The sequence below is a fragment of the Streptomyces sp. 4F14 genome, assembly GCF_048159485.1.
Lineage (GTDB): Bacteria > Actinomycetota > Actinomycetes > Streptomycetales > Streptomycetaceae > Streptomyces.
The window spans coordinates 78,042-100,686 of the sequence record NZ_JBLRVY010000039.1 but is presented as its reverse complement, the minus strand read 5'-3'; the positions used below and the strand labels follow the sequence as shown (position 1 = coordinate 100,686).

Annotated in this window: 12 protein-coding genes and 1 pseudogene; 4 read left to right on the top strand and 9 right to left on the bottom strand. The window is 72.7% G+C overall.

What is annotated here, in order from left to right; translation table 11 throughout:
• Positions 1–8 precede the first annotated feature (8 nt).
• The 4 genes from ACLZOT_RS44110 to ACLZOT_RS44095 all read right to left on the bottom strand — a co-directional run bounded on the left by ACLZOT_RS44110 (position 9) and on the right by ACLZOT_RS44095 (position 6,378).
• Positions 9–881 carry a 3-hydroxybutyryl-CoA dehydrogenase gene (locus ACLZOT_RS44110; RefSeq protein ID WP_416974888.1) on the bottom strand — a complete coding sequence of 291 codons (873 nt, stop codon included), beginning with the start codon at positions 879–881 and terminating at the stop codon, positions 9–11.
• The gene (gene ccrA, locus ACLZOT_RS44105; protein ID WP_416974887.1) at positions 878–2,227 is read right to left on the bottom strand and encodes a crotonyl-CoA carboxylase/reductase; all 1,350 of its coding nucleotides are present in this window, start codon (positions 2,225–2,227) and stop codon (positions 878–880) included. The genes ACLZOT_RS44110 and ccrA overlap by 4 nt, the downstream gene beginning before the upstream one ends.
• Positions 2,228–2,292: 65 nt before the next feature.
• On the bottom strand, positions 2,293–3,486 hold the full coding sequence (locus ACLZOT_RS44100; protein WP_416974886.1) for an acyl-CoA dehydrogenase family protein: 1,194 nt from the start codon (positions 3,484–3,486) through the stop codon (positions 2,293–2,295).
• Positions 3,487–3,507: 21 nt separating this feature from the next.
• Positions 3,508–6,378, bottom strand: a complete 2,871-nt coding sequence (locus ACLZOT_RS44095) for an aminotransferase class III-fold pyridoxal phosphate-dependent enzyme (protein WP_416974885.1) — start codon at positions 6,376–6,378, stop codon at positions 3,508–3,510.
• Between the two features lie 232 nt (positions 6,379–6,610).
• Here ACLZOT_RS44095 and ACLZOT_RS44090 point away from each other — a divergent pair.
• Together ACLZOT_RS44090 and ACLZOT_RS44085 are read left to right on the top strand one after the other, a co-directional pair.
• Positions 6,611–12,214, top strand: a pseudogene (locus ACLZOT_RS44090) (thioester reductase domain-containing protein); the annotation flags it as partial.
• A 49-nt stretch (positions 12,215–12,263) separates the two neighbouring features.
• Positions 12,264–13,052, top strand: coding sequence for a thioesterase II family protein (locus ACLZOT_RS44085; RefSeq protein WP_416974884.1), 789 nt, complete (start codon positions 12,264–12,266; stop codon positions 13,050–13,052).
• A 13-nt stretch (positions 13,053–13,065) separates the two neighbouring features.
• On the opposite strand, the gene ACLZOT_RS44080 is transcribed toward ACLZOT_RS44085, so the two are convergent.
• Together ACLZOT_RS44080 and ACLZOT_RS44075 are read right to left on the bottom strand one after the other, a co-directional pair.
• The gene (locus ACLZOT_RS44080) at positions 13,066–15,384 is read right to left on the bottom strand and encodes an ATP-binding protein (protein WP_416974883.1); all 2,319 of its coding nucleotides are present in this window, start codon (positions 15,382–15,384) and stop codon (positions 13,066–13,068) included.
• The gene (locus ACLZOT_RS44075; protein WP_416974882.1) at positions 15,377–17,575 is read right to left on the bottom strand and encodes a LuxR C-terminal-related transcriptional regulator; all 2,199 of its coding nucleotides are present in this window, start codon (positions 17,573–17,575) and stop codon (positions 15,377–15,379) included. The genes ACLZOT_RS44080 and ACLZOT_RS44075 overlap by 8 nt, the downstream gene beginning before the upstream one ends.
• Before the next feature lie 179 nt (positions 17,576–17,754).
• Here ACLZOT_RS44075 and ACLZOT_RS44070 point away from each other — a divergent pair, with 179 nt between their 5' ends.
• Together ACLZOT_RS44070 and ACLZOT_RS44065 are read left to right on the top strand one after the other, a co-directional pair.
• Positions 17,755–18,942: a cytochrome P450 gene (locus ACLZOT_RS44070; RefSeq protein ID WP_416974881.1), complete on the top strand. Its 1,188-nt coding sequence runs from the start codon at positions 17,755–17,757 to the stop codon at positions 18,940–18,942.
• A gap of 12 nt (positions 18,943–18,954) precedes the next feature.
• Entirely contained in the window at positions 18,955–19,149 is a 195-nt protein-coding gene (locus tag ACLZOT_RS44065) for a ferredoxin (protein WP_416974880.1), read from the top strand.
• A 469-nt stretch (positions 19,150–19,618) separates the two neighbouring features.
• On the opposite strand, the gene ACLZOT_RS44060 is transcribed toward ACLZOT_RS44065, so the two are convergent.
• From ACLZOT_RS44060 to ACLZOT_RS44050, 3 genes are read right to left on the bottom strand one after another with little or no spacing between them, the layout of a single operon-like run.
• Entirely contained in the window at positions 19,619–20,524 is a 906-nt protein-coding gene (locus ACLZOT_RS44060) for an NAD(P)-dependent oxidoreductase (RefSeq protein ID WP_416974879.1), read from the bottom strand.
• Positions 20,521–21,609, bottom strand: coding sequence for an NAD(P)-dependent oxidoreductase (locus ACLZOT_RS44055; RefSeq protein ID WP_416974878.1), 1,089 nt, complete (start codon positions 21,607–21,609; stop codon positions 20,521–20,523). Before ACLZOT_RS44055 ends, ACLZOT_RS44060 begins: the two co-directional genes overlap by 4 nt.
• Complete coding sequence (locus ACLZOT_RS44050) at positions 21,609–22,583, bottom strand: cyclase family protein (RefSeq protein WP_416974877.1); 975 nt, start codon at positions 22,581–22,583, stop codon at positions 21,609–21,611. Before ACLZOT_RS44050 ends, ACLZOT_RS44055 begins: the two co-directional genes overlap by 1 nt.
• Positions 22,584–22,645 lie beyond the last annotated feature (62 nt).

The window sequence follows — 22,645 nt, the reverse complement described above, 5'->3', positions numbered from 1 at the left end:
CGGGGCGGTCACTTCCGGTAGGTGTGGAAGCCGGTCCCGGTCTTCTTGCCCAGCAGCCCGGCCTCGACCATGCGTGACAGCAGCGGGGGCGGGGCGTGGAGCGGTTCCTTGTACTCCTCGTACAGGCTGTTCGCGACCTCGGCGATGACGTCGAGGCCGATGAGGTCGATCAGCGCCAGCGGTCCCATCGGGTGCCCGCAGCCGCCCGTCATGGCCCGGTCGATGTCGGCGGCGGAGGCCGCGCCCGTCTCGACCATGCGGACGGCGGACAGCAGGTACGGCACCAGCAGGGTGTTGACCAGGAAGCCGGCGCGGTCCGGGGCGCGGATCACCTGTTTGCCGAGTGCGTCGCCGAGGAACTCCTCGGCCCGCCGTATCGTCTCGTCGTCGGTCAGCAGGGTGGGGATCAGTTCGGCCAGCGGCATGGTCGGCGCCGGGTTGAACAGGTGGGTGCCGATGACCTTGGCGGGCCGTGCGGTCGCCCGGGCCAGGCGGGTGATCGGGATCGAGGAGGTGACCGAGGCCAGAACGGCGTCGTCGTCGGTGACGATCCGGTCCAGTGCGGTGAAGATCTCCCGCTTGAGGGGTTCTTGTTCCGGGACGCACTCCACCACGATCCGGCAGTCGTGGAACGCGCCGAGGTCCGTGGTGAACGTGATGCGGGACAGTGCTTCCTTGCGGTCCGTCTCGGTCATCCGGCCCTTGCGCACGCCGCGGTCCAGCGATCCGGCCAGGCGCTCGCGCGCGGCGTCGGCCGAGGTCTCCCGGCGTCCGTGGACCACGACGTCCAGCCCCCGGACCGCGCAGAGTTCGGCGATGCCGGTGCCCATCACCCCGCAGCCCACCACTCCGACGCGGCCCGGCCACTGGGGCGGGGTCATCGCGCACCGGCCGTCGCGGCCCGCCGGAACAGGGTGATGCGGTCCTCCCCGATGGCGGCACGCCGCTCCGGGTCGGTGACACCCGTTCCGGACCCGGGTGCGAGGCAGAGCACGCCGACCTTCCCGGCGTGCGAGTTGGTCTGGACCAGGCGGGCGGCCTCGCCGACCGTCTCCAGCAGGTGGACCTCGCTCAGCGCCGGCTGGATCCTGCCGAGGGACAGGAGCCGGTTGCATTCGGCGTGTTCCTGGAGGTTGGAGGAGTGGCTGCCGACGATCCGCTTCAGCCGCATCCACAGGTAGCGGTTGTCGAAGGTGTGGTCGTAGCCGCTGCTCGATCCGCAGGTGACGACCGTGCCGCCGCGGCGGACCACGAAGACGGAGATCCCGAACGTCGCGCGCCCCACGTAGTCGAAGGCGATGTGCGGGTCCTCGCCGACCTCCCGCCGGACGATCGACCCCAGCCGTTTGCCGATCTCGACGGTCTGCTCGGGGGTGGGCCGGCCGTCCGCCGGCATGCCCAGCTCGCGCCGGTCGATCACCACGTCGCAGCCGAGTTCGCGGACCAGGGCGGCCTTCTCCCGCGAACTGACCACGCCGACGGCGATGCCGCCGCCGTTGCGCACGAGCTGCACGGCGTACGCGCCCAGCCCGCCGGCGGCGCCCCAGATCAGCACCACGTCGCCCTGCTTCATCCGCGCGCCGCGGTCGCTGACCAGCATCCGGTAGGCGGTGCCGGCGCACAGCGGGTTGCTGGCCGCCTCCTCCCAGGTCAGGTGGGCCGGTTTGGGCGCGAGCTGGGTCGCGCGCACCACCGTGTAGTGCGCGAGTCCGCCGAAGTTGGTCTCGAACCCCCACGCCCGCTGTTCCTCGCCGAGGATCCCGTCGGCGTGCGCGATGGGTTCCTCGCTGTCCACGTGCATCGGGCTGGCCACCACGTGGTCGCCGACCTTCCACCGGCGCACGCCGGACCCGGTCCGGACCACCACGCCCGCCGCGTCCGACCCGAGCACGTGGTACGGCTGGTCGTGCCGGGCCTCCCAGCCGCCCCGGCGGGCGAGCTGGCGCAGGAACCTGAACGTCGGGATCGGCTCGAACATCGCCGACCAGACCGTGTTGTAGTTGATCGCGCTGGCCATCACCGCGACGAGCACCTCGTCGGGCGCGAGCTCGGGCATCGGCACCCGGCCGACCCGCAGCGACTTTCGTACGTCCTTGTCGGCGACGCCGCGGAACATGTCGACGTCCTCGGCGCGCAGGTGTGCGGCGAGGTACTCGGGCGGTGGCGCGATGCGCTCCAGCTCCCGCGGTGAGGCGCCGGCCAGTACGGCCTCGGCTAGCGTGTCCATTGCGTTCTTTCCTCCTCGGCCCTTCAGCGGGACCCGTAGAAGTGCCCACCGGGAGACGGCATCGGCTAGATGAGGACGAGCGAGGGGCGTTTGTTCCAGAGCGCGAGGCTGTAGTCCTCCAGCGCGGTCGGTGCGTGGAAGGAGACGTGGCGGCTGCCGACGGCGAGGTCCCGCCAGTAGCGCTGGAGCGGGTTCGCCAGCGCGAAGCCTCGCGCCCCGCTGATGTCGAGCAGCTTCTCCATGCCGTCGCGGGCGAGCCGGACCGAGGAGGCGGCGTGCATCCTGAGCTCGGCGCGTTCCAGCCACGGGACGGGGTCCTCGTACCCGATGCCGTCGAGCCGGCCCGCGGCGTGCGTCAGGTGCAGCATGCTGCTGTCGATGAGATGTGCGGCCTCGGCGAACCAGAGGCGGATGCCCGGTGATTCCATGGCGGCGTCGCCCCTGAAGTCGGTCGGCCTGTCCGTCTCGGCCGGGTCCTTCGAGAACTTCTCCCGGACGACGTCGCGGGCGCCCCGGGCCGCGCCGACCAGCGCCGCGAGGGTCGTCAGGCTGGCCCGGACGAAGTACGACGGCCGCTCGTCCTCGTCGCTGGCGAGTACCTCGGAGACGAGGAACTGCCGGGTCCTGTGTTCGGGCACGAACACGTCGTCGAGCACGATCGCGTGGGTTCCCGTGCCGTTCATGCCTGACATGTGCCACGTCCGTTCGACCGTCACGTCGCTCATCGGCAGCACGCAGCTCAGCACGCGGTCCTCGTCGCCGGCCTTGAACGCGGCCCCGGTCACCAGCGCCCAGTCGGAGATCTCGGCTCCCGTCGCGAAGCGGCAGTACCCCGAGAGCAGGAAGCCCCCTTCGGCCGGCGTCGCCGTGGACCGGGTCAGGTCCACGGCGGTGGACAGCATCAGCGTGTCCGGCCGGCCGTCGAAGGCTTCCGCCATCGCCGCCTCCGAGACCACGTGGACGAGCATCGTCGACGCCGCTTCGGCCGCGACGACCCACCCCGCCGACGCGCATCCCCTGGACACCGCCGCGATGACCTCCGTCTGGGCGGACAGGCTGAGGTCGTGGCCGCCGAACTTCGCCGGGGTCGTCAGCCGGAAGAAGCCCGCGTCGCGCAGGGTCGTCACGACCTCGGGCGCGAGGGTGCACGCGCGCTCCGAGCTTTCGGAGTGGGAGCGCAGGAAGGGGATCAGTTCGTGTGCCTTCACGACCAGCTCGTCCGAGGCGGTCGGCCCCGGGGCGTCGGCGTCTGCGGTCATGGTTTCTTCTCCTCGGGAGGTTCAGGACGTGATCTGCGTGAACCCGTGTCGGCGGGCCAGCGCGAGGATGCCGTGCGCGGAGGACCGCGTGACCGGACCGCCGGACTGTTCGGTTCCGGTGCCGGCCAGCCCCAGTACGACCGCTTCGGCCATCCCCGCGAACAGTTCTCCGTCGCCGAGGCCGCCCCGTGCGCCGGCGGGCAGGCTCGCCCCGCCGGGCGCTGCCAGGACGCCGCTCCGGATGTAGCGGATGTCCTCGCGGAGCGGTGCGGCGGTGTCCAGGGTCCTCGCGGGCACGGCCACGTCGCACACGATCGCGCCTTCGCGGAGACCGGTCAGCGCCGGTGCCGGAGTCGTCACCGCCGACAGCGCCAGGTGGCCTTCCGTGATCGCGGAGAGGTCGTCGGTGACCGCGACGTACGGATCGGTTCCGTAGCGGTCCTGGACGTAGCGGGCGATGAGTTCACCGCTGGGTTCGTCGCCGGGGCGCCGGTCGCGCAGCCAGCCGTCGATCAGTGGCTCTTTCCGCAGCAGCGCCGGAATGCCTGTCAGCTCCTCACCATCGCCGATGCCCACTCCGATGCCCTCGGCGATGCGTGACCAGGCTTCCTGGTAGACCCGGTGTGCCGCGGCGCGCAGCCGCTGCTCGCTGCCGTCGCGGCCGCTGCCCAGGAGGACGATCTTCGACACGTTCTCCGCCGCCAGTGCCGCGCAGGCCGAGCCGACGCGCCCGGCCCCGCCGAGCACCACCAGGGTGAGCCCGTCGAGTCCGCCGTGGCGTTCCTCGGCCGCGGTCGTCAGGTCCCGCAGCGCGGTCGCGGCGGTGAGTGCCAGGCCGGAGGTGAACGTGATTCCGGGAACGCGGGCGGCGTCGCGGGCGGTGGCGGTCCCGGCGTGGAAGCCGATCCCGGCGATCTCGCAGCCGAGGTCCCTGATGACGCGTGCGTACGCCTCGATGTCCTGCCGGATCCCGTGGTGCTGTCCCAGCCGGACACGCTCGGCCATCCGCTGCGAGGTGACGGCCAGGGGGTACACGGTGAGTTCCACCGAGGTGCCGAGCGGGGAATCGATGCGGGTCGGTGGCAGGGGTGGCAGCGCCCTGAGCGGTTCGAGCCTGCGGCCGTACGTCTCCAGTTGGCGGTCGTCGAGTCCGCCGAGTGAGGGGTCGAGTTCACGCAGCGTGCCGGGGGTCAGGAGGTAGCTGATGACGGCGACCTTGCGCGCCGGGTGCTGGTCGTCCGGTCGGGGGGCCCGGTCGTCGGGTGGCGTCGAGAAGTCCCTGACCGTGACGGCCGGCCTGGTCTCCGGTGAGACCACCGGGTGGACGAGGTGCAGCGCGTCCTGGTGGCGCAGTACCGCGCAGAGTTCGGTGAGCGCTTTCTCCAGCTGGGCGATCTCACCGTCGCGGAGGTGGATCGACGGTTCGATGCGCAGCACGTTCGGTGCGCTGCCGGTCGGCAGCATGCGGATCCCGTGCACCCGCAGCAGGTAGCCCGCGACGAGCTGGCCGAGGGTGCCGGTCAGCGCGTGCTGCCTGATGATCGCCGACGGCGCGGTGTACTGCTGGGTGAATTCGAGTCCGATCAGCAGCCCGCGGCCGCGGACATCGGCGATGACGTCCGGATACGTACGGGCGAGGCCGCGCAGCATCTCCAGCAGGCGTTCCCCCCGTTCGGCGGCGCGCTCGTAGGCTTTCCCGCCGTCCGCCTCCAGGAGTCGCAGCGTCTTGAGGGCGATGGCGGTGGAGAAGCCGTCCCGGCCGAACGTCGAGCTGTGGATGAACTCGAACTCCTTGCGGTACAGCGACGCGCGGACGAGGGTCGCCGACACCTTCGCGAGCCCGCCGCCCAGTGACTTGGACAGGGTGATGTAGTCGCCGCGCAGGCCGTTGAGCGAGCCGGCGAAGAACGCGCCGCACCGGCCCATTCCGCTCTGGATCTCGTCGACGACGACCGGGCAGCCGATGTCGTCGCAGATCGCCCGTACGCCGGTGGCGAACTCCTGGGTGAGGACGTGGATGCCTCCCTCGCTCTGGACCGGTTCCACGATCAGTGCGGCGAAGACGGGGAAGTCCCGTTCGACGATGTCGATGCGGCCGTCGCCGGTCACGACGTCGAACACCGTGACCCGTTCCTCGTCGGCGATCGTGCGCAGTGCGTCCGGCTGGTCGGGCGGTACGAACCGGGTGGCGAGTCCGAGCGTCGCGAACGGCGCGCGGTAGGCGGGACCGTGGGTCAGCTGGACGCTGCCGACGAGCTTGCCGTGGAAGCTCCGTTCCAGGGCGAAGAAGACCGGCGGCCTGCCGAGCTTCTCCCGGTTGCCGGCGAGCAGATCGGCGAGGACGCGTTCGAGTTCCTCGACGGTGGTGGGCGGCGGGTGCCCCGGGGGAAGCGACGACAGTCCGTCCGGGAGCCGGACCGATCCGCTGCGGACCGCGGTGATCGCGTCGGCGGCGTTGCACTCGATCTCCTCGATCAGCCGTGTCGCCTTGTGCAGCCGGTCGAACTCCGCGTGCTTGACGGCTCCCTCGACCGCCTCCGCGCCGGAGTTGGCGAGGAAGAGCAGATAGTCCTCCGCGCCGGGGAATTCGCGGTGGATGATCTCGTTGAGCAGGCGGCCGACCTCGTCGGCGCCTTGGTGTACGGACATCTGGGTGTGGACGGGGGAATCGGCGTCCAGGAATCTCTTCGCCTCGTCCACGAGGTCCGGGTGATTGTGCCCGAGGATGAGCGATCCGACTCCGCTCAGGAGGTCCAGCACCGGGACCTCTGTTCCGTCGCTCGCTCGATGGAACAGGGTGTCGCCTTTCGCCCGGACGTACTCGACGTCGGTCCCGAAGGCGCCGAGCAGCTCGGTCAGGCTCGCGTCGGAGAAACGGGTCGGACCTGCCACGGTGGCTCCTCACGTGCGTCAGGTGGTGGCTGCTGGCATCGTCCGTGGCCTGGTGAGGCGCCTGCAATAGAGGGTTCGGGAAGGGCGACCCGTAACGCGCACCCGTGTTACGGGTCGGGTTTCCCAAAACCCTGATTGCCCCGGAGCCGGGGGAACTCCCACGATCATCACGGGTCAGTCTTCGCCGGGACACGGGAATAGGAGTCGGCCGCCGATGGACAAACGGGAGAAGCTCCTCGACTACCTCAAGTGGGTCACCGCCGATCTGCACCGGGCCGAAGCGCGGATAGCGGAGCTGGAGTCGCTCTCCCGTGAGCCGGTCGCGATCATCGGGATGAGCTGCCGGTTCCCTGGTGGGGTGGCGTCGCCCGAGGAGCTGTGGCGCCTGGTCTCGGACGGTGTCGACGCCATCGGTGAGATGCCGGCGGACCGGGACTGGGACGTCCAGGGCGGCTACGACTCCGACCCCGACCGGCCGGGCAAGTTCTACAACCGTGGCGGCGGCTTCATCTCCGACGTCAAGGGGTTCGACGCCGCGTTCTTCGGGACGTCCCCCCGTGAGGCGCTGGCGATGGATCCCCAGCACCGGCTGCTGCTGGAGACGAGCTGGGAGGCGATCGAGCGCGCCGGAATCGATCCCCGCTCCCTGCGCGGCAGCGATACCGGCGTGTTCGGAGGCGTGCTCTACAACGGCTACGGGGCGGGCGTCGACGATCCCGCGCTGGGCATCGAGGGCTATCTCATGACCGGTACGGCGTCGAGCGTGGCCTGTGGCCGTATCTCCTACACGCTCGGGCTGCACGGGCCCGCGGTCACGCTGGACACCGCGTGCTCGTCCTCGGCGGTCGCGCTGCATCTGGCCGCGCAGTCGTTGCTGCGTGACGAGTCCTCCCTGGCGCTGGCCGGTGGTGCGATGGTGATGGCCAACCCGGCCTTCTTCGTCGAGTTCAGCCGGCAGCGCGGCCTGTCTCCGGACGGGCGGTGCAAGGCGTTCTCCCGTTCGGCGGACGGCATGGGCTTCGCCGAGGGGGTGGGGATGGTGCTGCTGGAGCGGCTGTCGAACGCCCGGCGTCACGGGCATCCGGTGCTCGCGGTGATCCGCGGTTCGGCGATGAACCAGGACGGTGCGTCCAACGGGTTGACCGCGCCGAACGGCCTGTCCCAGCAACGGGTGATCCGCCAGGCGCTGGCGAACGCCGGGCTGGCGCCCTCGGACATCGACCTGGTGGAGGCGCACGGCACCGGGACCCCGCTGGGCGATCCGATCGAGGCGCAGGCGCTGCTGGCGACCTACGGTCAGGCGCACACCGCGCAGCGGCCCGTCCGGCTGGGGACCCTGAAGTCGAACATCGGTCACGCCCAGACGGCGGCCGGTGTGGGCGGTGTGATCAAGACGGTCATGGCGCTGAGGCACGGGGTCATGCCACGCACCCTGCACGCCGACGACCCCACCGCCGACGTCGACTGGTCGGCGGGCACGGTCGAGCTGCTCACCGAGGCGCTGCCCTGGCCGGACGACGGCCGGCCGCGCCGCGCCGCCGTGTCGGCGTTCGGGGTGAGCGGCACCAACACGCACCTCGTCCTCGAACAGGCGCCCGAGGCGGAACCGGCCGACATCGGCACCGACACGGGCTGCACGCTGCCGGTCGTTCCGTGGCTGTTGTCCGCGAGGACTCCCGAGGCGCTGCGGGCGCAGGCCGCCCGGCTGGTGTCGTTCGTGGAGTCCGCGGGCGATGTCGGGGCCCGTGACGTCGCGTACTCGCTGGCGACGGGCCGGACCGCCTTCCCGCACCGGGCCGCGGTGCTCGGCAGGGATGTCGGCGAACTCGTCGCGGGCGTGCGAGCCGTCGCCGACGACGGTCCCGGCGCGACGACGCTGCGCGCGGTGGCCGATGACGGCCGGACGGCGTTCTTGTTCACCGGGCAGGGGGCGCAGCGGGCCGGGATGGGCCGTGAGCTGGCCGAGACCTTCCCGGTGTTCGCCGGCGCCTTCGAGGAGGTGTGCGACGGCTTCGCCGGACTGTTGCCGGGGTCGTTGAAGGACGTGGTGTCCGGGGGCGCGGGTCTGGACCGCACGGAGTGGACGCAGCCGGCGTTGTTCGCGTTCGAGGTGGCGTTGTTCCGGCTGCTCGCGTCCTGGGGTGTCGCACCGGACTACGTGACGGGCCACTCGATCGGTGAGCTCACCGCGGCGCACGTCGCGGGGGTGCTCGCTCTGCCGGACGCGTGTCGTCTGGTCGCGGCGCGGGCGCGGCTGATGCAGGCGCTTCCCGAGGGCGGCGCGATGCTCGCCGTCCAGGCCGCCGAGGACGAGGTGCTGCCGCTGCTGGCCGGGCGCGGGTCGGAGGTGGCGGTCGCGGCGGTGAACGGCCCCCGGTCCGTCGTGCTCTCCGGCGGCGGGGACGCGGTGTCCTCGCTCGCGCGCACGCTGTCCGACCGCGGCCACAAGGTCAGCCGGCTGAAGGTGAGTCACGCCTTCCACTCGCCGCTGATGGAACCGATGCTGGACGAGTTCGCGCAGGCCGCGGGCCGGCTCGCGTTCGGGACACCGGCCGTCCGCATGGCCGCCCCGGCGGGCGAGGTGTCCACGCCGGACTATTGGGTCGGGCATGTGCGGCGGCCGGTCAGGTTCGCCGATCAGGTGCGCCGGCTGCGCGACCAGGGCGTCACCCGGTTCGTCGAGGTCGGGCCGGACGGTGTCCTGGCCGCGATGGGCCGGGAGTGCGTGGACGCGGGATTCGTCGCCCTGCAACGGCGCGGCCGGCCGGAGGTGCGGACGCTGCTCGCCGGGCTCGCCCAGGCGCACGTCCTGGGCACCGGGATCGACTGGCGTGCCGTGTTCGCCGGTACCGGTTCGCGCTGGGTCGACCTGCCGACGTACCCCTTCCAGCGCAGGCCGTACTGGCTGGCACCGGCTACGTCGTCCCCGGCGGCGGGGGTGTCCGAGTCGTGGGGGTACGAGGACCGGTGGCGTCCCTGGGAGGTGCCCGCTGCCGGGGCTCGGGACGGGACGTTGCTGGTGGTCGTCCCCACGGGGGTGTCCGCGCGGTGGAAGGAGGTGGTGGCGTCGGGTCTGGGGGCGGTGGTGTCGGTCGAGGTGGATCCGGCCGGTGGTGAGCAGGCGGTCGTGGACGCGGTGGCCGGTGCGCGGCCTGGCGATGTGGCCGCCGTCGTCTCGTTGCTGGGCCTCGCGGACGGTGTCGCCGGGGCCGTGCCGGTGGGCTTGGCGGGCACTGTCCGGCTGGTGCGGGCCCTGGCCGGGGCGGGGGTGGCGGCGCCCCTGTGGTGTGTGACCCGGGGCGCTGTCGCGGTCGGGCCGCAGGACGAGGTGCGCTCTCCGGAGCAGACCGCGTTGTGGGGGCTGGGCCGGGCCGCGGCGCTGGAGTTGCCGGACCGGTGGGGTGGACTGGTCGACCTGCCCGAACGGATCGACCAGGAGGTTGGCGGGCGGCTCCGGTCGGTGGTGTCCGGCGGGCCGGGCGGCGAGGACCAGGTCGCGATACGCCCGGCAGGCGTGTTCGCGCGGCGGCTCGTACGGTCGGCTCCGGGCGCCGGGCTCGGCCAACGCACGTGGGCGATGCGCGGAACGGTCCTGATCACCGGCGGCACGGGGGCGCTGGGAGCACACATCGCGCGCTGGGCGGTGGCGCGGGGCGCCGAGCACGTCGTACTGGTGTCGCGTCGTGGCCCGGCCTCCTCTGGTGCGGCCGGTCTGCGGACCGAGCTGGAAGAGGCGGGGGCGCGGGTGACGGTGGCCGCGTGCGACGCGGCGGACCGTGCGGGGCTGGCGGCCGTACTCGGCGCGATCCCCGGCGAGTCGCCGTTGACGGCGGTGGTGCACGCGGCGGGAGTGGGGGACGGGGACGCCCCGGTGCGGGAGATCACCGCCGACGGGCTGGCGGGCCTGTGGCGGGCCAAGGCCGGCTCCGCGTGGCTCCTGCACGAACTGGTCGGCGAACTGGGCCTGGACCTGGACGCGTTCGTGCTGTTCTCGTCCGGTGCGGCCGGTTGGGGCAGCGCGGGCTCCCCCGGGTACGCCGCCGCGAACGCGTTCCTCGACGGGCTCGCGGGCTACCGCCGGGCCCGGGGCCTGGCCGCCACCTCGATCGCCTGGGGCACCTGGAGCAGCGACGGCCTGGGCGGCGAAAAGGTGCTGGAGCACCTCGGCCGTATCGGGTTGCGGCCGATGGATCCCGGGCCCGCGCTCGCCGCGCTGGAGCGGGCGTTGCTCGACGGTCACACGCTGCTGACGGTCACCGACACCGACTGGCGGCGGTTCGTCCCGGCCTTCACCGCACAGCGTCCCAGCCCTCTGCTGGCCGACCTGTCGCAGGCCCGCTCCGCCACCGCGGACCACGCGGCCCCGCCCCTGCTCCAGCGGCTGGCCGGTCTGTCCCACGGCGAACAGCGCCGGCAGCTCCTCCAGCACACCCACATCGAGCTGGCCGCGACCCTCGGCCACGACGACCTCACCGGCATCGATCCAGGTCATCCGTTCAAGGAGCTCGGCCTCGACTCCCTCACCGCCGTCGAACTCAGCAACCGGCTGAGCACGGCGACCGGTGTACGCCTGTCCCCGAGCGCGCTGTTCGACCACGAGAACCTCACGGCACTGGTCGAGCACCTGCACGCCGAGCTGGTGGGCGGGACCACGTCGGCGGCCACCGTGGACTTCGACGCGGAGATCCGGCTCGCCGCCGACGTGGTCCCGCCCACCGGGGCGGCCCCGGTTCCCGCGGACGCCGGCGACGTGTTCCTGACCGGCGCGACCGGGTTCGTCGGAGCGTTTCTGCTCAGGGAGCTGATGCGATCGACCGGGGCGAAGGTCCACTGCCTCGTCCGCGCCGAGGACGAGGCGGCCGCGCGCGAGCGCCTGCACGCCGCCCTGGCGGGGTACCGGCTCCGGGACGAGATCGACGCGGAGCGGCTCGCGGTCGTCGTCGGCGACCTCGCCCGGCCCGGCCTCGGCCTGGCACCGGAGACGTACGACGCGCTCGCCCGCACGGTCGACGTGATCTATCACGTCGGCGCCGACGTCAACTGGCTGCGGCCGTACTCGGCGTTGAAGGCGGCCAACGTCACCGGCACCGAGGAGGTGCTGAGGCTGGCCACCCGGTACCGCACGGTGCCGGTGCACCACCTGTCGTCGACCGGTGTCTTCGCGCGCCGCGCGCCGCACGGTGGCGCGCTGGCACCGCACGACCCGGCGGGGCCGGGCTCGGAGCTTCCGACCGGATACACCCAGAGCAAGTACGTGGCGGAGCGGATGATCGACATCGCCAGGAGCCGCGGCCTGCCGGTGACGGTCTACCGGACCGATGTCGTCTGTGGTGACCGGCGCAACGGGGCGTGCCAGACCCGTGACTTCGTCTGGCTGAGTCTCAAGGGCGGTGTTCAGGCGGGGGCGCTGCCGTCCGATGCCGACGCGCTGGTCGGCATGGTCCCGGTGGACTATGTGGCCGCGGCCATGGTGAGGCTCTCCCGGACCCGGTCGGCGGCGGGCGGGACGTTCCACCTCCAGAACCCGAAGCCGGTCGGTTTCCAGGAGATGGCGAGCCGGCTGCGCGCGTGCGGCTATCGGCTCGACGACGTGCCCTGGGCCGACTTCGTGGCGGCCGTACGGGCCGACCGGGACAACGCGCTGTTCCCGGTCATCGACATCTTCAGCGTGTTCATGAGGCTGGGTGAGGCGAGCCATGTCCCCGTCGACGTCGGCGGGACCGAACGGGCCCTCGCCGGATCCGGCATCACCTGCCCCGAGATCGGCCCCGAGCTTCTCGGACTGTATGTGCGCTTCTTCGCCGAATCCGGTTATCTCCCGGCTGTGTCGGGCTGACCCCGGCGGCGATCGGCTCAAGCCCCCGACCGAGGAAGGAACTGTTCGGATGTTGGAGAGGAACGACGACGACGGCCGGTGGATCCGCCGGTTCGCCGCCGCGGAGGACGCACCGTACCGGGTCGTGTGTTTCCCGCATGCCGGTGGTGCGGCCAGCTACTTCCTCCCGGTCGCCAAGGCGCTGGCCCCGGGGGCGGAGGTCCTGGCGATCCAGTACCCCGGCCGACAGGACCGGCGGCACGAACCCGGCGTCACGTCCATCGTGGACCTCGCCGGGACGATCGCGTCGGTACTGCCGCCGTGGCTCGACCGGCCCACCGTCCTGTTCGGGCACAGCATGGGCGCCAGCGTCGCCTTCGAGGTCGCCCGGCGGCTCGAACGAGCCGGCACGGTGGCCCTCGCCCTGTTCGTCTCCGGCCGGGTCGCCCCCACCCGTATCCGCCCGGAGACCGTGCACCAGCGCGACGACGCCGGGCTCCTCGCGGAGGTCAAGAAGCTCAGCGGCACCGATGAACGGCTCTTCGACGACGAGGAACTGGTGCGGCTGATCCTGCCGACGCTGCGGTCGGACTACACCGCCGTCGAGACCTACCGCTTCGAACCCGGCCCGCGCCTTGAGACGCCGATCCACGCCCACCTCGGCGACACCGACCCCCGGGTGACCCCCGACGAGGCCGCCGACTGGCGCGAACAGACGAACGGGCCGTTCACCCTGCGGACCTACACCGGTGGCCACTTCTACCTGAACGCCCATCGCGAGCAGGTCATCCGGGCGATCACCGAGGTCCTCGTCCCGTCGGCAGCGCTCCGGACGGCATCACCGGCAGAGGCCCGGTAGCGCGTGCCGTCCCTCAGCCGGGATCGCGGCCCGCCCAGACGGCGAGCTCGGTCCGCGAGCGCAGGCCGAGCTTCTGGCGCACGCCGGTCAGCCGGTAGGCGACCGCGCGCGGTGAGATCCGCAGCCGCCGCGCGATCTGCGCGTTGGTCAGCCCGTGTCCGACCAGCGTGAGCAGGTCGCGTTCCCCTTCGGCGAGGAGGGGAAGCGCCGTCGGGTCGTCGCCGGACGCCCCGCGCGGCCGTACGTAGGCCACCAGGTCCTGGACCGTCGCCCGCGCCGCCGCCGCACCGATCCGCCGGCTCTCCCGTACGTCGACCTCAGCGCGGGCACGCTCCAGGGTCGTCCTCACCAACCGGTCCCAGCCCTGCCCGGGGCGGGGGGCCGCGGTGCGCAGACGGTACGCCGCGCCGCCGATGTAGAGCCCCTGCGCCGCATGCCCGTCCCGTGCGGATCCGACGGCCAGACCTTCCAGCATGAGACCGACGGCCCAGACATGTCCCTCGGCCGCGTCGAGTCCTTCGGCGAAACACGCACGGGCGTGCTCGACGTCGCCTCGGACGACGGCCGCGTGACCGGCCAGGTGCAGGCCGAGCAGCAGCATCGGGCGGGGGCCCGACACCTTCAGTGCCGCGACGGCCCGCGCGGCCAGGGCGCCGCAGCGGTGGGTGTCCCCGAGGGACAGCGCGCCCGCGGCCAGCCAGTACAGGCACGCGCCGACTGGCCCTTCGTCCATGGCGAGACTCTCCTCCAAATAGCGGGCGGCGCGGGTGAGTTCACCTGCCGAGGAGTACGCGGCACCGAGTTCGGACAGTGCCCGGGCCAGCAGTCCCGGCCGGCCCGATGCACGCGCGGCGTCGACACCGTCCTGCGCGTACGTCAGGGCGGCGGCGCTGTCGCCGACCCAGCCGGCCAGTGCGGCACACTCCACCAGCAGGGGACCCGACCACGGGGAGGCCGGCGGGACGCAGGCGCGCGCGGACCGCACGAGGTCGTAGTCGGACGGCCGGACGTGGCCGTGCCGCAGCAGGCAGCGGCCGAGCGCGACGGCAAGGGGCCCCGTCCACTCGGGCCGGCGGTCCCTCCCCCAGGCGCAGGCTTCCCGGAGGGTCTCCGCCATGACCTGCGGTCTCGTGCTGTCGTCCCGTTCCATGTCGCGGACGAGCGCGGCGGTCCACCGGTCGCGTACGCCGGCGTCCTCGCCCTCGGCGGCGAGGATCTCCCGGCCGAAGCCGCGGACCACGTTCAGCTGGCGGCAGCGCCCGTCGGCGACGGAGACGAGGGATTTCACCGCGAGGCGGGCGACCAGGTCGCCGACCTCGGTGGCGGGAACGTCCTCGCCCGCGCAGACCAGCGTCGCATCGGGGAGGCCGAACTCGGTGCCCAGGACGGACAATCGCCGTAGCACCGCCTGTTCGCCCCGGTCGAGCAGGCGGTAGCTCCGCCGGAGGGCCTCACGCGGGTCCTGGCGCCGGCCGGGCCCGCTCAGCAGGCCGATTCCGTCGCCGAGCCGTTCGAGGATCTCTCCCGGCGTGAAGAACCCGGCTCTCCGCGCGGCGCACTCGATGGCCAGCGGCAGGCCGTCGAGGTGTGCGCACAGGCGGACCACGTCGTCCTCGTTGCCCGGGTCCAGGACGAAGGAGGGGTCGACGGCACGGGCCCGCTCGACGAACAGGTGGACGGCAGCGCTGAGGGGCGTGTCCCGGTCGGCCCGTCCGGCGGACGGCAGCGGGTTCACCAGCACCGGCGTCTCGTCGGCGAGCCGTACCGGTTCCCTGCTGGTGAGCAGTGTCGTCGTGCTGGGCCAGCGCCAGGACACGTACGCGGCCAGGTCGGCGGCCAGGTCGAGGGCTTCGTCGCAGTCGTCCAGCAGGAGCAGCGCGGGAAGCCGCCCGAGGCGCAGCGTGTCGGCGAGGTCGGCGCGGGCCTTGTCCGGTTCTGGGCCGGGGCCCAGGTCCAGGCGCCACACACCGCCCGGGCGGGACTGCCTGGTGCGGTGGGCGAGTTCGCGGGCCAGCCGGGACTTGCCCACGCCGGGCGGTCCCACGAGCGTGATGTGCCGGTGGCGCCGGAGCAGTTGTGCCGCGTGCGCGATGTCGTCCTCGCGGCCGACGAAGCTGTCGGTGGCCGGCTGGAGGGCTCTGACGCTGCCGATGCCGCCGGCGGCGCCGGGCGCGGAGTCCTGGGCGCGCGCTGTCCGCTCGTGCCGGCGCCGGCGGTGGGCTCGTTGCCGGCACGCGTTGGAGCAGTACGTCGCGGCCGGCCCGGGCCGGCCGGTCGGCAGCGGGCCTCCGCAGGACGGGCACCGCGACCAGGCCGTCCCGCCCTCACTCACCGGAGGCCCTGGCCGCGAGCCACGTCGCCAGTTCGCAGCGGGAACTCAGGTCCAGCTTGGAGTAGATGCTGGTGATGTGGGAGCCGACGGTCTGCTCCGAGATCTGGAGTCTCGCCGCGACCCCGCGGTTGGTCAGCCCGGCCGCGACGAACGCGGCGACCTGGTTCTCCCGCCGGCTCAGCGGTGGCTCGGCGGTGGCAGGACGTGCGGTGCCGTTGTGCACGTAGTCGAGAAGCTGCTGACGGGTCATCCTGTGTGCCAGTCGCTCGGCGGCGCGGTACGCACCCGCTTCGAGCAGGGGGCCGGTGATGAGCGGCTTGCCGGCGAACAGGCTGTGCCACGGTGAGGTGGCCGGCGTGCGCGTGAGCCTTTCCGCCGCCGCTTTGAGGACGATGGCCCGCTGGTGGCGGCCCGTGCTCGCGGCCACTGCCGCCAGTCCGTCCAGGGCGGGCGACAGGTCGTCGTTCTCGGCGCACTCGACGGCCTGCGAGAACATCGACTCCGCGGTGACGAGATCGCCCCGGACCAGCGCCGCGGTGCCGGTGGTGCACGACCCGAACGACATCAGGCGCGACTCGCCGTACAGGCGGAGCACCGGCAGTGCCTGCTCGGTGGTCCGCTCCGCACGGTCGGTGTCCCCGCACCGCGCCGCGAGCCAGGCGAGCTGGAGCCGGCAAGCGGCGGCGCCGGCGTGCTCGCCGCGCGCGGTCAGCGCCGTCGACGCGTGCTCGTAGTGCCGTATCGCCGCTGCCGGCTCGCCTTCGCGGGCGCGTGCGGCGCCGAGGGTCAGCAGCGCCGTGGCGAGGCCGGCGTCGTTCCCCGCCTGTTCGAGCGCCGGGACCGTCTGCTCCAGGCCCCGGATCCCGGCCGCCCGCGCGCCCGAGGAGAACCGCACCCCGGCGAGATGGGTGAGGAGCACATCACGGTGCGGCGCGGACGGTGACCGCAGGGACGCCTGCTCCAGAACGCGCGCGGCGGCCCGGAGGTCACCGGCCTGCGCCAGGTGCCAGCCGTACATCGTGGCCAGGGCGAGGTGACGTCCGCCGGTCCAGCGGACCGCCAGGGCCAGGTACTCGCTGCGCGCGGCGATCCAGCGTGCCGTCTTCTGCGGTACGTATCCGGTCCGGACGAACTCCGTCGCGCGGTCGCCCAGCCAGGCGGTCAGGGCCTGCCGGACGGCGGTCCGCTCGCCGGCCTCGACGAGGCGGTCGGCGGCGTACCGCCGGATGGTCTCCAGCTGCCGGATTCCGCCTCCGGCGGCCGGCGGACATCGGGTGAGCAGCGATTTCGCCGCGAGATCGGCCAGCAGTCCGGGCAGTTCGGCCGCCGACACGTCACCGATGGCGCACACCGCCTCCGCGGCGTCGAAGGCGGCGTCCCGCGGCAGTACCGACAGTCTGCGCAGCACGGCCCGGTGACGGGCGCCGAGCAGCTGGTGGCTCCCGTCGGCGACGGCTCGCAGGCTCGCCTGCCGGTGGGGGTCGTCCGGGCCGTCGGCGCGGTACAGCGCGGGCAGGATCTCCTCCACCGGCTGTCGCGACACCCGGCTCGCGGCGAGTTCGATGGCCAGCGGAAGACCGTCGAGGTGGACGCAGAGCGTGCCGACGGCGTCGGCGTCGGCCTCGGTCAGCTCGAAATCGGGTACGACGGCGCGCGCCCGGTCGACGAACAGCCGGACGGCGTCGGTCCGCAGCAGCTCCCGGGGGCTCAGGCGGTGCCCTGGTGGGGGGACGGAGAGGGGCGGCACCGGGACGACCGCCTCGCCGGGCAGGGCCAGTGCCTCCCGGCTGGTGGCCAGGATCCGTAGCCCCGGGCAGCGGTCGATCAGCTCGGCGACGAGCCGGGCGCAGGGGTCGAGGGCACGCTCGCAGGTGTCCAGGACGAGTACGGCGTGCTGGTCACCGATGGCGGAGACCAGCGTGCCGGCCGGCATGTCGTCGACCGCCGCCGATGCGAGGTCGGCCCACCACACCTTCTGGCCGGTGCGTGCGAGGCAGCCGCGCAGGGCCTCCACCAGCAGCCGGGTCTTGCCGCATCCTCCCGGCCCGGTCAAGGTGACGAGCCGGTGTCTCCCGGCCGCCTGCCGGAGCGTGCGCAGCTCGTTTCGGCGGCCGACGAACGAACCCGGTCTCACCGGCGGATCGTCGTCCAGCAGCCGTACCGCTGGTGGGGCGGGTCGCGAGCTCAGCATGCGGTGAGTAGACAGTCCCCGTGAGTGCGGGTTCTCGCTCCGCGGTCCCAACATTCGCGCCCGGATCTGGTCATGCGGACCAAGGGCCCGGCGGGATTGGTCCAGGCGGCCAGAGCCGGGGGCCGGTTTTGGCACCGTGACGCAAACGGGCTGACCGACGGCGCCTGTTTACTGCTCGAATGACGCAGTCCGCCGCTCTGCCTTTTCCTCAGGACCGTACCTGTCCTTATCACCCGCCCGTCGGCTACGGGCCGATGTCACGGCCGCTGTCGCGGATCACGCTGTACGACGGCCGTGAGGTGTGGGTGGTCACCGGCCATGCCGTGGCCCGCGAGCTGATGGCCGACCAGCGCCTGTCCGTCGAGGCGTGGCGTGACGGCTTCCCGATTCCCGACCCGCGCTTCGCCGGGGTCGTCCGGGACCGCCGTCCGACGCTGTGCGGTACCGACGATCCCGAGCACAACGTCCAGCGGCGGAGGCTGATCCCCAGCTTCTCGCTCAAGCGGACGGCAGCGCTCCGGCCGCAGATCCAGCGGACCGTCGACGAGCTGATCGACCGCATGGTGGCCCAGGGCCCGCCGGCCGAACTGGTGAACGCCTTCGCGCTGCCCGTGCCGTCGATGGTGATCTGCTCGCTGCTCGGCGTCCCGTACGAGGACCATGAGTTCTTCGAGGCGCAGTGCCGCAGACTGTCGCGCGGGCTGCCCGCCGACGCCTACGACGCGGGCGCCCGACTCGACACGTACCTCAGCGAGTTGATCGACCGCAAACAGCGGACGCCCGGTGACGGACTGCTCGACGATCTGATCCGCGACCAGCTGAACGAAGGGATCATGGAGCGGGCCGACCTGGTCTCCCTGGCGTTCATTCTGCTGGTGGCCGGGCACGAGACGACGGCGAACATGCTCTCGCTCGGCACCTTCACCCTGCTCCAGCACCCGGAGAAGCTGGCCGAGCTGCGCGCCGATCCGTCCCTGATGCCCGCCGCGGTGGACGAGCTGATGCGGTTCCTGTCCATCGCGGACGGGCTCCTGCGGCTGGCCGTCGAGGACATCGAGATCGCCGGTACGACGATCAGGGCCGGTGAGGGGGTCGTCTTCACACCGTCTCTCATCAACCGCGACACCGACGCCTTCGAGAACCCCGATGTGCTGGACTGGCACCGCTCGGCCCGTCATCACGTGGCGTTCGGCTTCGGTACCCACCAGTGTCTCGGGCAGAACCTGGCGCGGGCGGAGATGGAGATCGCGCTGCGGACGCTCTTCGACCGGCTGCCCGGTCTGCGGCTGGCCGCGCCCGCGGAGGAGATCCCCTTCAAACCGGGCGACACGATTCAGGGAATGCTCGAACTTCCGGTGACCTGGTAGGGGTTGGTCGGCATGCGCATCGAGATCGACAGGGACGTCTGTATCGGTTCGGCCCAGTGTGCGCTGACCGCGCCCGGCATCTTCACCCAGGACGACGACGGCTTCAGCGAGCTGCTGCCGGGCCGCGAGGACGGCGGCGGGGATCCGCTGCTGCGGGAGGCCGTCCGCACCTGCCCGGTCAAGGCCATCAGCATCTCCGAGGGGTGAGCGGCGGCGCACGCCGAGCCGGCCCTGTCTCCGCTGAGCGCACCGAGCACCTGCCGGGGTGGCGGACCCGCAGCCGACCATCGCCTGGCTGACGGACTTCACCAGTTGTCCGGAGCCGGCGGGCCCGAGGTGGGTCAGCCGGTTCACCAGCGCGGCGAGGACGGACCGGGCCCGCGCCACGTCCTCCTCGTCCCCCTCGTCCTTCTCGTCCTTCTCGTCCTTCTCGTCCTCTCCGAGCCTCAGGGTCAGGTCGCCGCGCTCGGCTCCCGGGGCCCCGCCGGAGAGGGGCGCGTCGGCCCAGCCCGCGCCCCTTCACGGGCGAGGGCCGCCACGGTGTCCGGCCGGATGTCGTACACCCGCACCGCGTGGTCGCGCCGCGGGAGCCGGCGGGCGATTCGCCGAGCCCCTGCACCTTCTCCTCCTCGGGTGCGTGACGAGACCGGGGACCGGCCTTTTCCGGCTGCACGGTTCAGTCCTCTGTCGTGGAGCGTGAGCGCAGGAGGTGCAGGACGACACTGTTGTCGAGGTCGCCGAGACCCTGGGCGACGACCGACGCGTACAGCCCGGCGACGGTGTCGGACAGCGGCAGCGTGACGTGTCCGTCGGCGGCGCTCTGCACGACGAAGCCGAGGTCCTTGTCGAGATAGCGCGCGGGGCCGGAGGGGGTGAAGTCGCCGTCGGTGAGGTGGTGTCGTTTCTGGGCCAGCACCTCGGAGGCGGCGAGCCCGCCCGCGAGGACCTCCAGCAGGGCCGCCGGTTGCAGTCCGCCGCGCTCGCCGAGTACGACGGCCTCGGCGAGGGCCACCAGGGTTCCCGCGACGACGAGTTGGTTGCACGCCTTGGCGAGCGATCCGGCGCCGGTGTCTCCCATGCGGCGTACGGTCGACCCCAGCGCGGCGAGATACGGGCGGACGTGTTCGACGGCGGTTTCCGGGCCGCCCGCCATGATGGACAGGGTGGCGTCGCGGGCGCCGGTCACGCCGCCGCTGACCGGGGCGTCGACGACGGTGAGGCCGCGCGGTCGCAGTTCGTCGGCGAGGGCGCGGACCCCGGCCGGGGAGACGGTGCCCATCACGACGAGGGTGTGCAGGGCCGGTGCCGGGTCGGCCAGCAGTCCGTCCGGCCGGTCGAGGACGTCCCGTACCTGCGGCAGGTCGGGGAGCATGCTGAGGACGACGGGGGCCGTGGCCGCCACCTGTCCGGGGTGCTCCGCGGCCCGGCAGCCGACCGCGACGGCCGAGTCGAGCGCCGGGCGGCCGCGGTTCCAGACCAGGACGTCGAAGCCGGCCCCGGCGAGGTTGGCGGCCATCGGCAGGCCCATCGCGCCGAGGCCGACGAAGCCGACCGTCGCGGACCGTGGGGACGGGGAGGTCATGTGGGGAGTTCCGCATCGGTGAACAGCCCGGCGCGGGCCGCCAGTTCGCTCAGGCGTGCGGACAGGTCCGGGTGGTCGAGCACGTCCCGGTTGACGACGAAGCGGGGCGGTCTGCCGGTCGCCACGTCGAGAACGGCGCGGACCGCGCTGCCGCCGTTGCCGGCGGACATCTCGTCCGTCCACGCGAGGCTGTGCGGGCTGAGGACGACGTTGTCCATGCGCAGCAGCGGGTTGCCGGGGTCGGGGGGCTCGTTCTCGAACACGTCCAGTCCGGCCCCTCGGATGCGCCCGTCGCGCAGAGCGCTGATCAGGGCCGTCTCGTCGACGATCGGGCCGCGGGCGACGTTGAGGAGTACCGCGGAACGCTTCATCAGGGACAGTCGCCGTGCGTCGACCAGGTGGAAGGTCTCCTCGGTCAGGACGCACATCACGATGACGGCGTCCGACCCGGCCATCACCGTGTCCGCGTCGACGAGACGTACCCCGAGTTCCGCCGCGGCCCGCGGCGGGCAGTAGGGGTCGTAGGCGATGATCTCGGTCTCGAAGGGTCTCAGCAGTCCGACCAGATCGCGGGCGGTGTTGCCGAGGCCGAGCAGTCCGACGCGGCGGCCGGTGAGCCCGCGTCCCATCCACCGGTCGCGCTCGGCCCAGCGTCCCTCCCGTACCAGCCGGTCCTTGGTGGCGGCGTTGTGCAGCACGGCCAGCAGCAGCGTGAGCGCGGCCGTGGCGACGGGGCGCCGGGCTCCGTCCGGGGTGATGGTCACCAGGACGCCGTGCCGTGTGCAGGCGTCGAGGTCGACCGCGTCGTAGCCGACCCCGAAGCGGGCGAGCAGCAGCGGGGGCCGGCCGGCGCCGGCGAAGGTGCGGGCGGTGACGGAGGGCGCCGCGAACAGGACGGCGTCCAGGCCGTCGATGTCCGCCGCGAGGAGTTCGTCGGTGTCGCGCGGCAGGTAATGCCAGTCGATCCCGGCGGTGTCCAGTTCGCTCAGCCGGATGTCTCCCCACACGTTGCGGCCGTCGCCGTCGAGGAAGTCGTGGCTGACGCCGACGGTCACCCGGCTCGCGGCCGGCTGGGGGCCCGCCATCACAGCACCGCGACCGGGTTGACCGGCGAGCCCGTGCCGCCGGGGATGTTCAGTGGTGCCACGACGAGCAGGAACTCGTAACGGCCCTCCGCGGCGCAGGCGGTGGACAGCGCCTCCAGGTCGAGGTTGTCCAGCAGGGGTACGCCCATGGCGGTGATGGCGAGGGCGTGGACGGGAGAGTGCAGTCCCTCGACGGGGGACGGCCGTACATCGCTGTCGCCGTCGCCGCCGAGCAGCGCGATGCCGAGTTCGGCCAGCAGGGGGACGGCGTCGACGTGGAGGCCGGCGCTCGCGTTGTCGGGGTTCCACGGCCCGAGTTCGGCGCGGCGCCGGAAGTGTCCTGAGCGCAGGAGTACCGCGTCGCCTTCGCTGATGGTCACGCCGAGCGTCTGTTCCGCGGCGAGCAGGTCCTCGGCGTGCACGGCCGTTCCGGGTTCGAGCCAGTCGACGCCGAGGGCGGCGGGCAGGTCGATGAGGACGCCTCGGGTGACCAGGGGGCCCAGGGCCGAGACGGCGCCGAAGTGGGCGCCGGCGGCGTCGACGACCTCGCGGGCCGTGCGGCCGTCGTAGAGCTGGCCTCGGTAGGCGATGTGGGAGAGCGCGTCGAGGTGGCTGACGCCCTTGCCGTGGTAGTCGACGGCGATGAAGTCCTTGTGGCAGGACGGTTCGGGGCTCTCCACGTCGCCGAGGTCGGACATGTAGTGCAGGGCGGGTTTGCCGTTGTCGGGTCCCGCCGTCGTGTTCCAGGGCAGCGCCATCGGGACGGTGGTTCCGCTGCGGACGAGGGCGGTGGCGCGCTGGACGTGCGCCGGGGTGACCCGGTTCCACGCGCCACGGTCGGCGGGGGTCCAGTGACCCCAGGTGGACACCGTCTCGAAGAGGATGTCGAACTCCTCGCGCGAGAGGTGCGGTCCGTTGTCGGGGAGGACGGAAGAGGCCAGAGGAAGCAGGGAATCAGACGGGCTGCTGGTCATCGCTGCTCAGCGCTCCAAGGCTCGGAGGATCTCATCTGCCGACCCGGGCGGCGCCGCGGTCG

What these genes read in the sequence shown, in the direction of transcription:
- ACLZOT_RS44110 (WP_416974888.1), bottom strand. Translation starts at nt 881, where the DNA reads ATGACCCCGCCCCAGTGGCCGGGCCGCGTCGGAGTGGTGGGCTGCGGG.
- ccrA (WP_416974887.1), bottom strand. Translation starts at nt 2,227, where the DNA reads ATGGACACGCTAGCCGAGGCCGTACTGGCCGGCGCCTCACCGCGGGAG.
- ACLZOT_RS44100 (WP_416974886.1), bottom strand. Translation starts at nt 3,486, where the DNA reads ATGACCGCAGACGCCGACGCCCCGGGGCCGACCGCCTCGGACGAGCTG.
- ACLZOT_RS44085 (WP_416974884.1), top strand. Translation starts at nt 12,264, where the DNA reads ATGTTGGAGAGGAACGACGACGACGGCCGGTGGATCCGCCGGTTCGCC.
- ACLZOT_RS44075 (WP_416974882.1), bottom strand. Translation starts at nt 17,575, where the DNA reads ATGCTGAGCTCGCGACCCGCCCCACCAGCGGTACGGCTGCTGGACGAC.
- ACLZOT_RS44070 (WP_416974881.1), top strand. Translation starts at nt 17,755, where the DNA reads ATGACGCAGTCCGCCGCTCTGCCTTTTCCTCAGGACCGTACCTGTCCT.
- ACLZOT_RS44065 (WP_416974880.1), top strand. Translation starts at nt 18,955, where the DNA reads ATGCGCATCGAGATCGACAGGGACGTCTGTATCGGTTCGGCCCAGTGT.
- ACLZOT_RS44060 (WP_416974879.1), bottom strand. Translation starts at nt 20,524, where the DNA reads ATGACCTCCCCGTCCCCACGGTCCGCGACGGTCGGCTTCGTCGGCCTC.
- ACLZOT_RS44055 (WP_416974878.1), bottom strand. Translation starts at nt 21,609, where the DNA reads ATGGCGGGCCCCCAGCCGGCCGCGAGCCGGGTGACCGTCGGCGTCAGC.
- ACLZOT_RS44050 (WP_416974877.1), bottom strand. Translation starts at nt 22,583, where the DNA reads ATGACCAGCAGCCCGTCTGATTCCCTGCTTCCTCTGGCCTCTTCCGTC.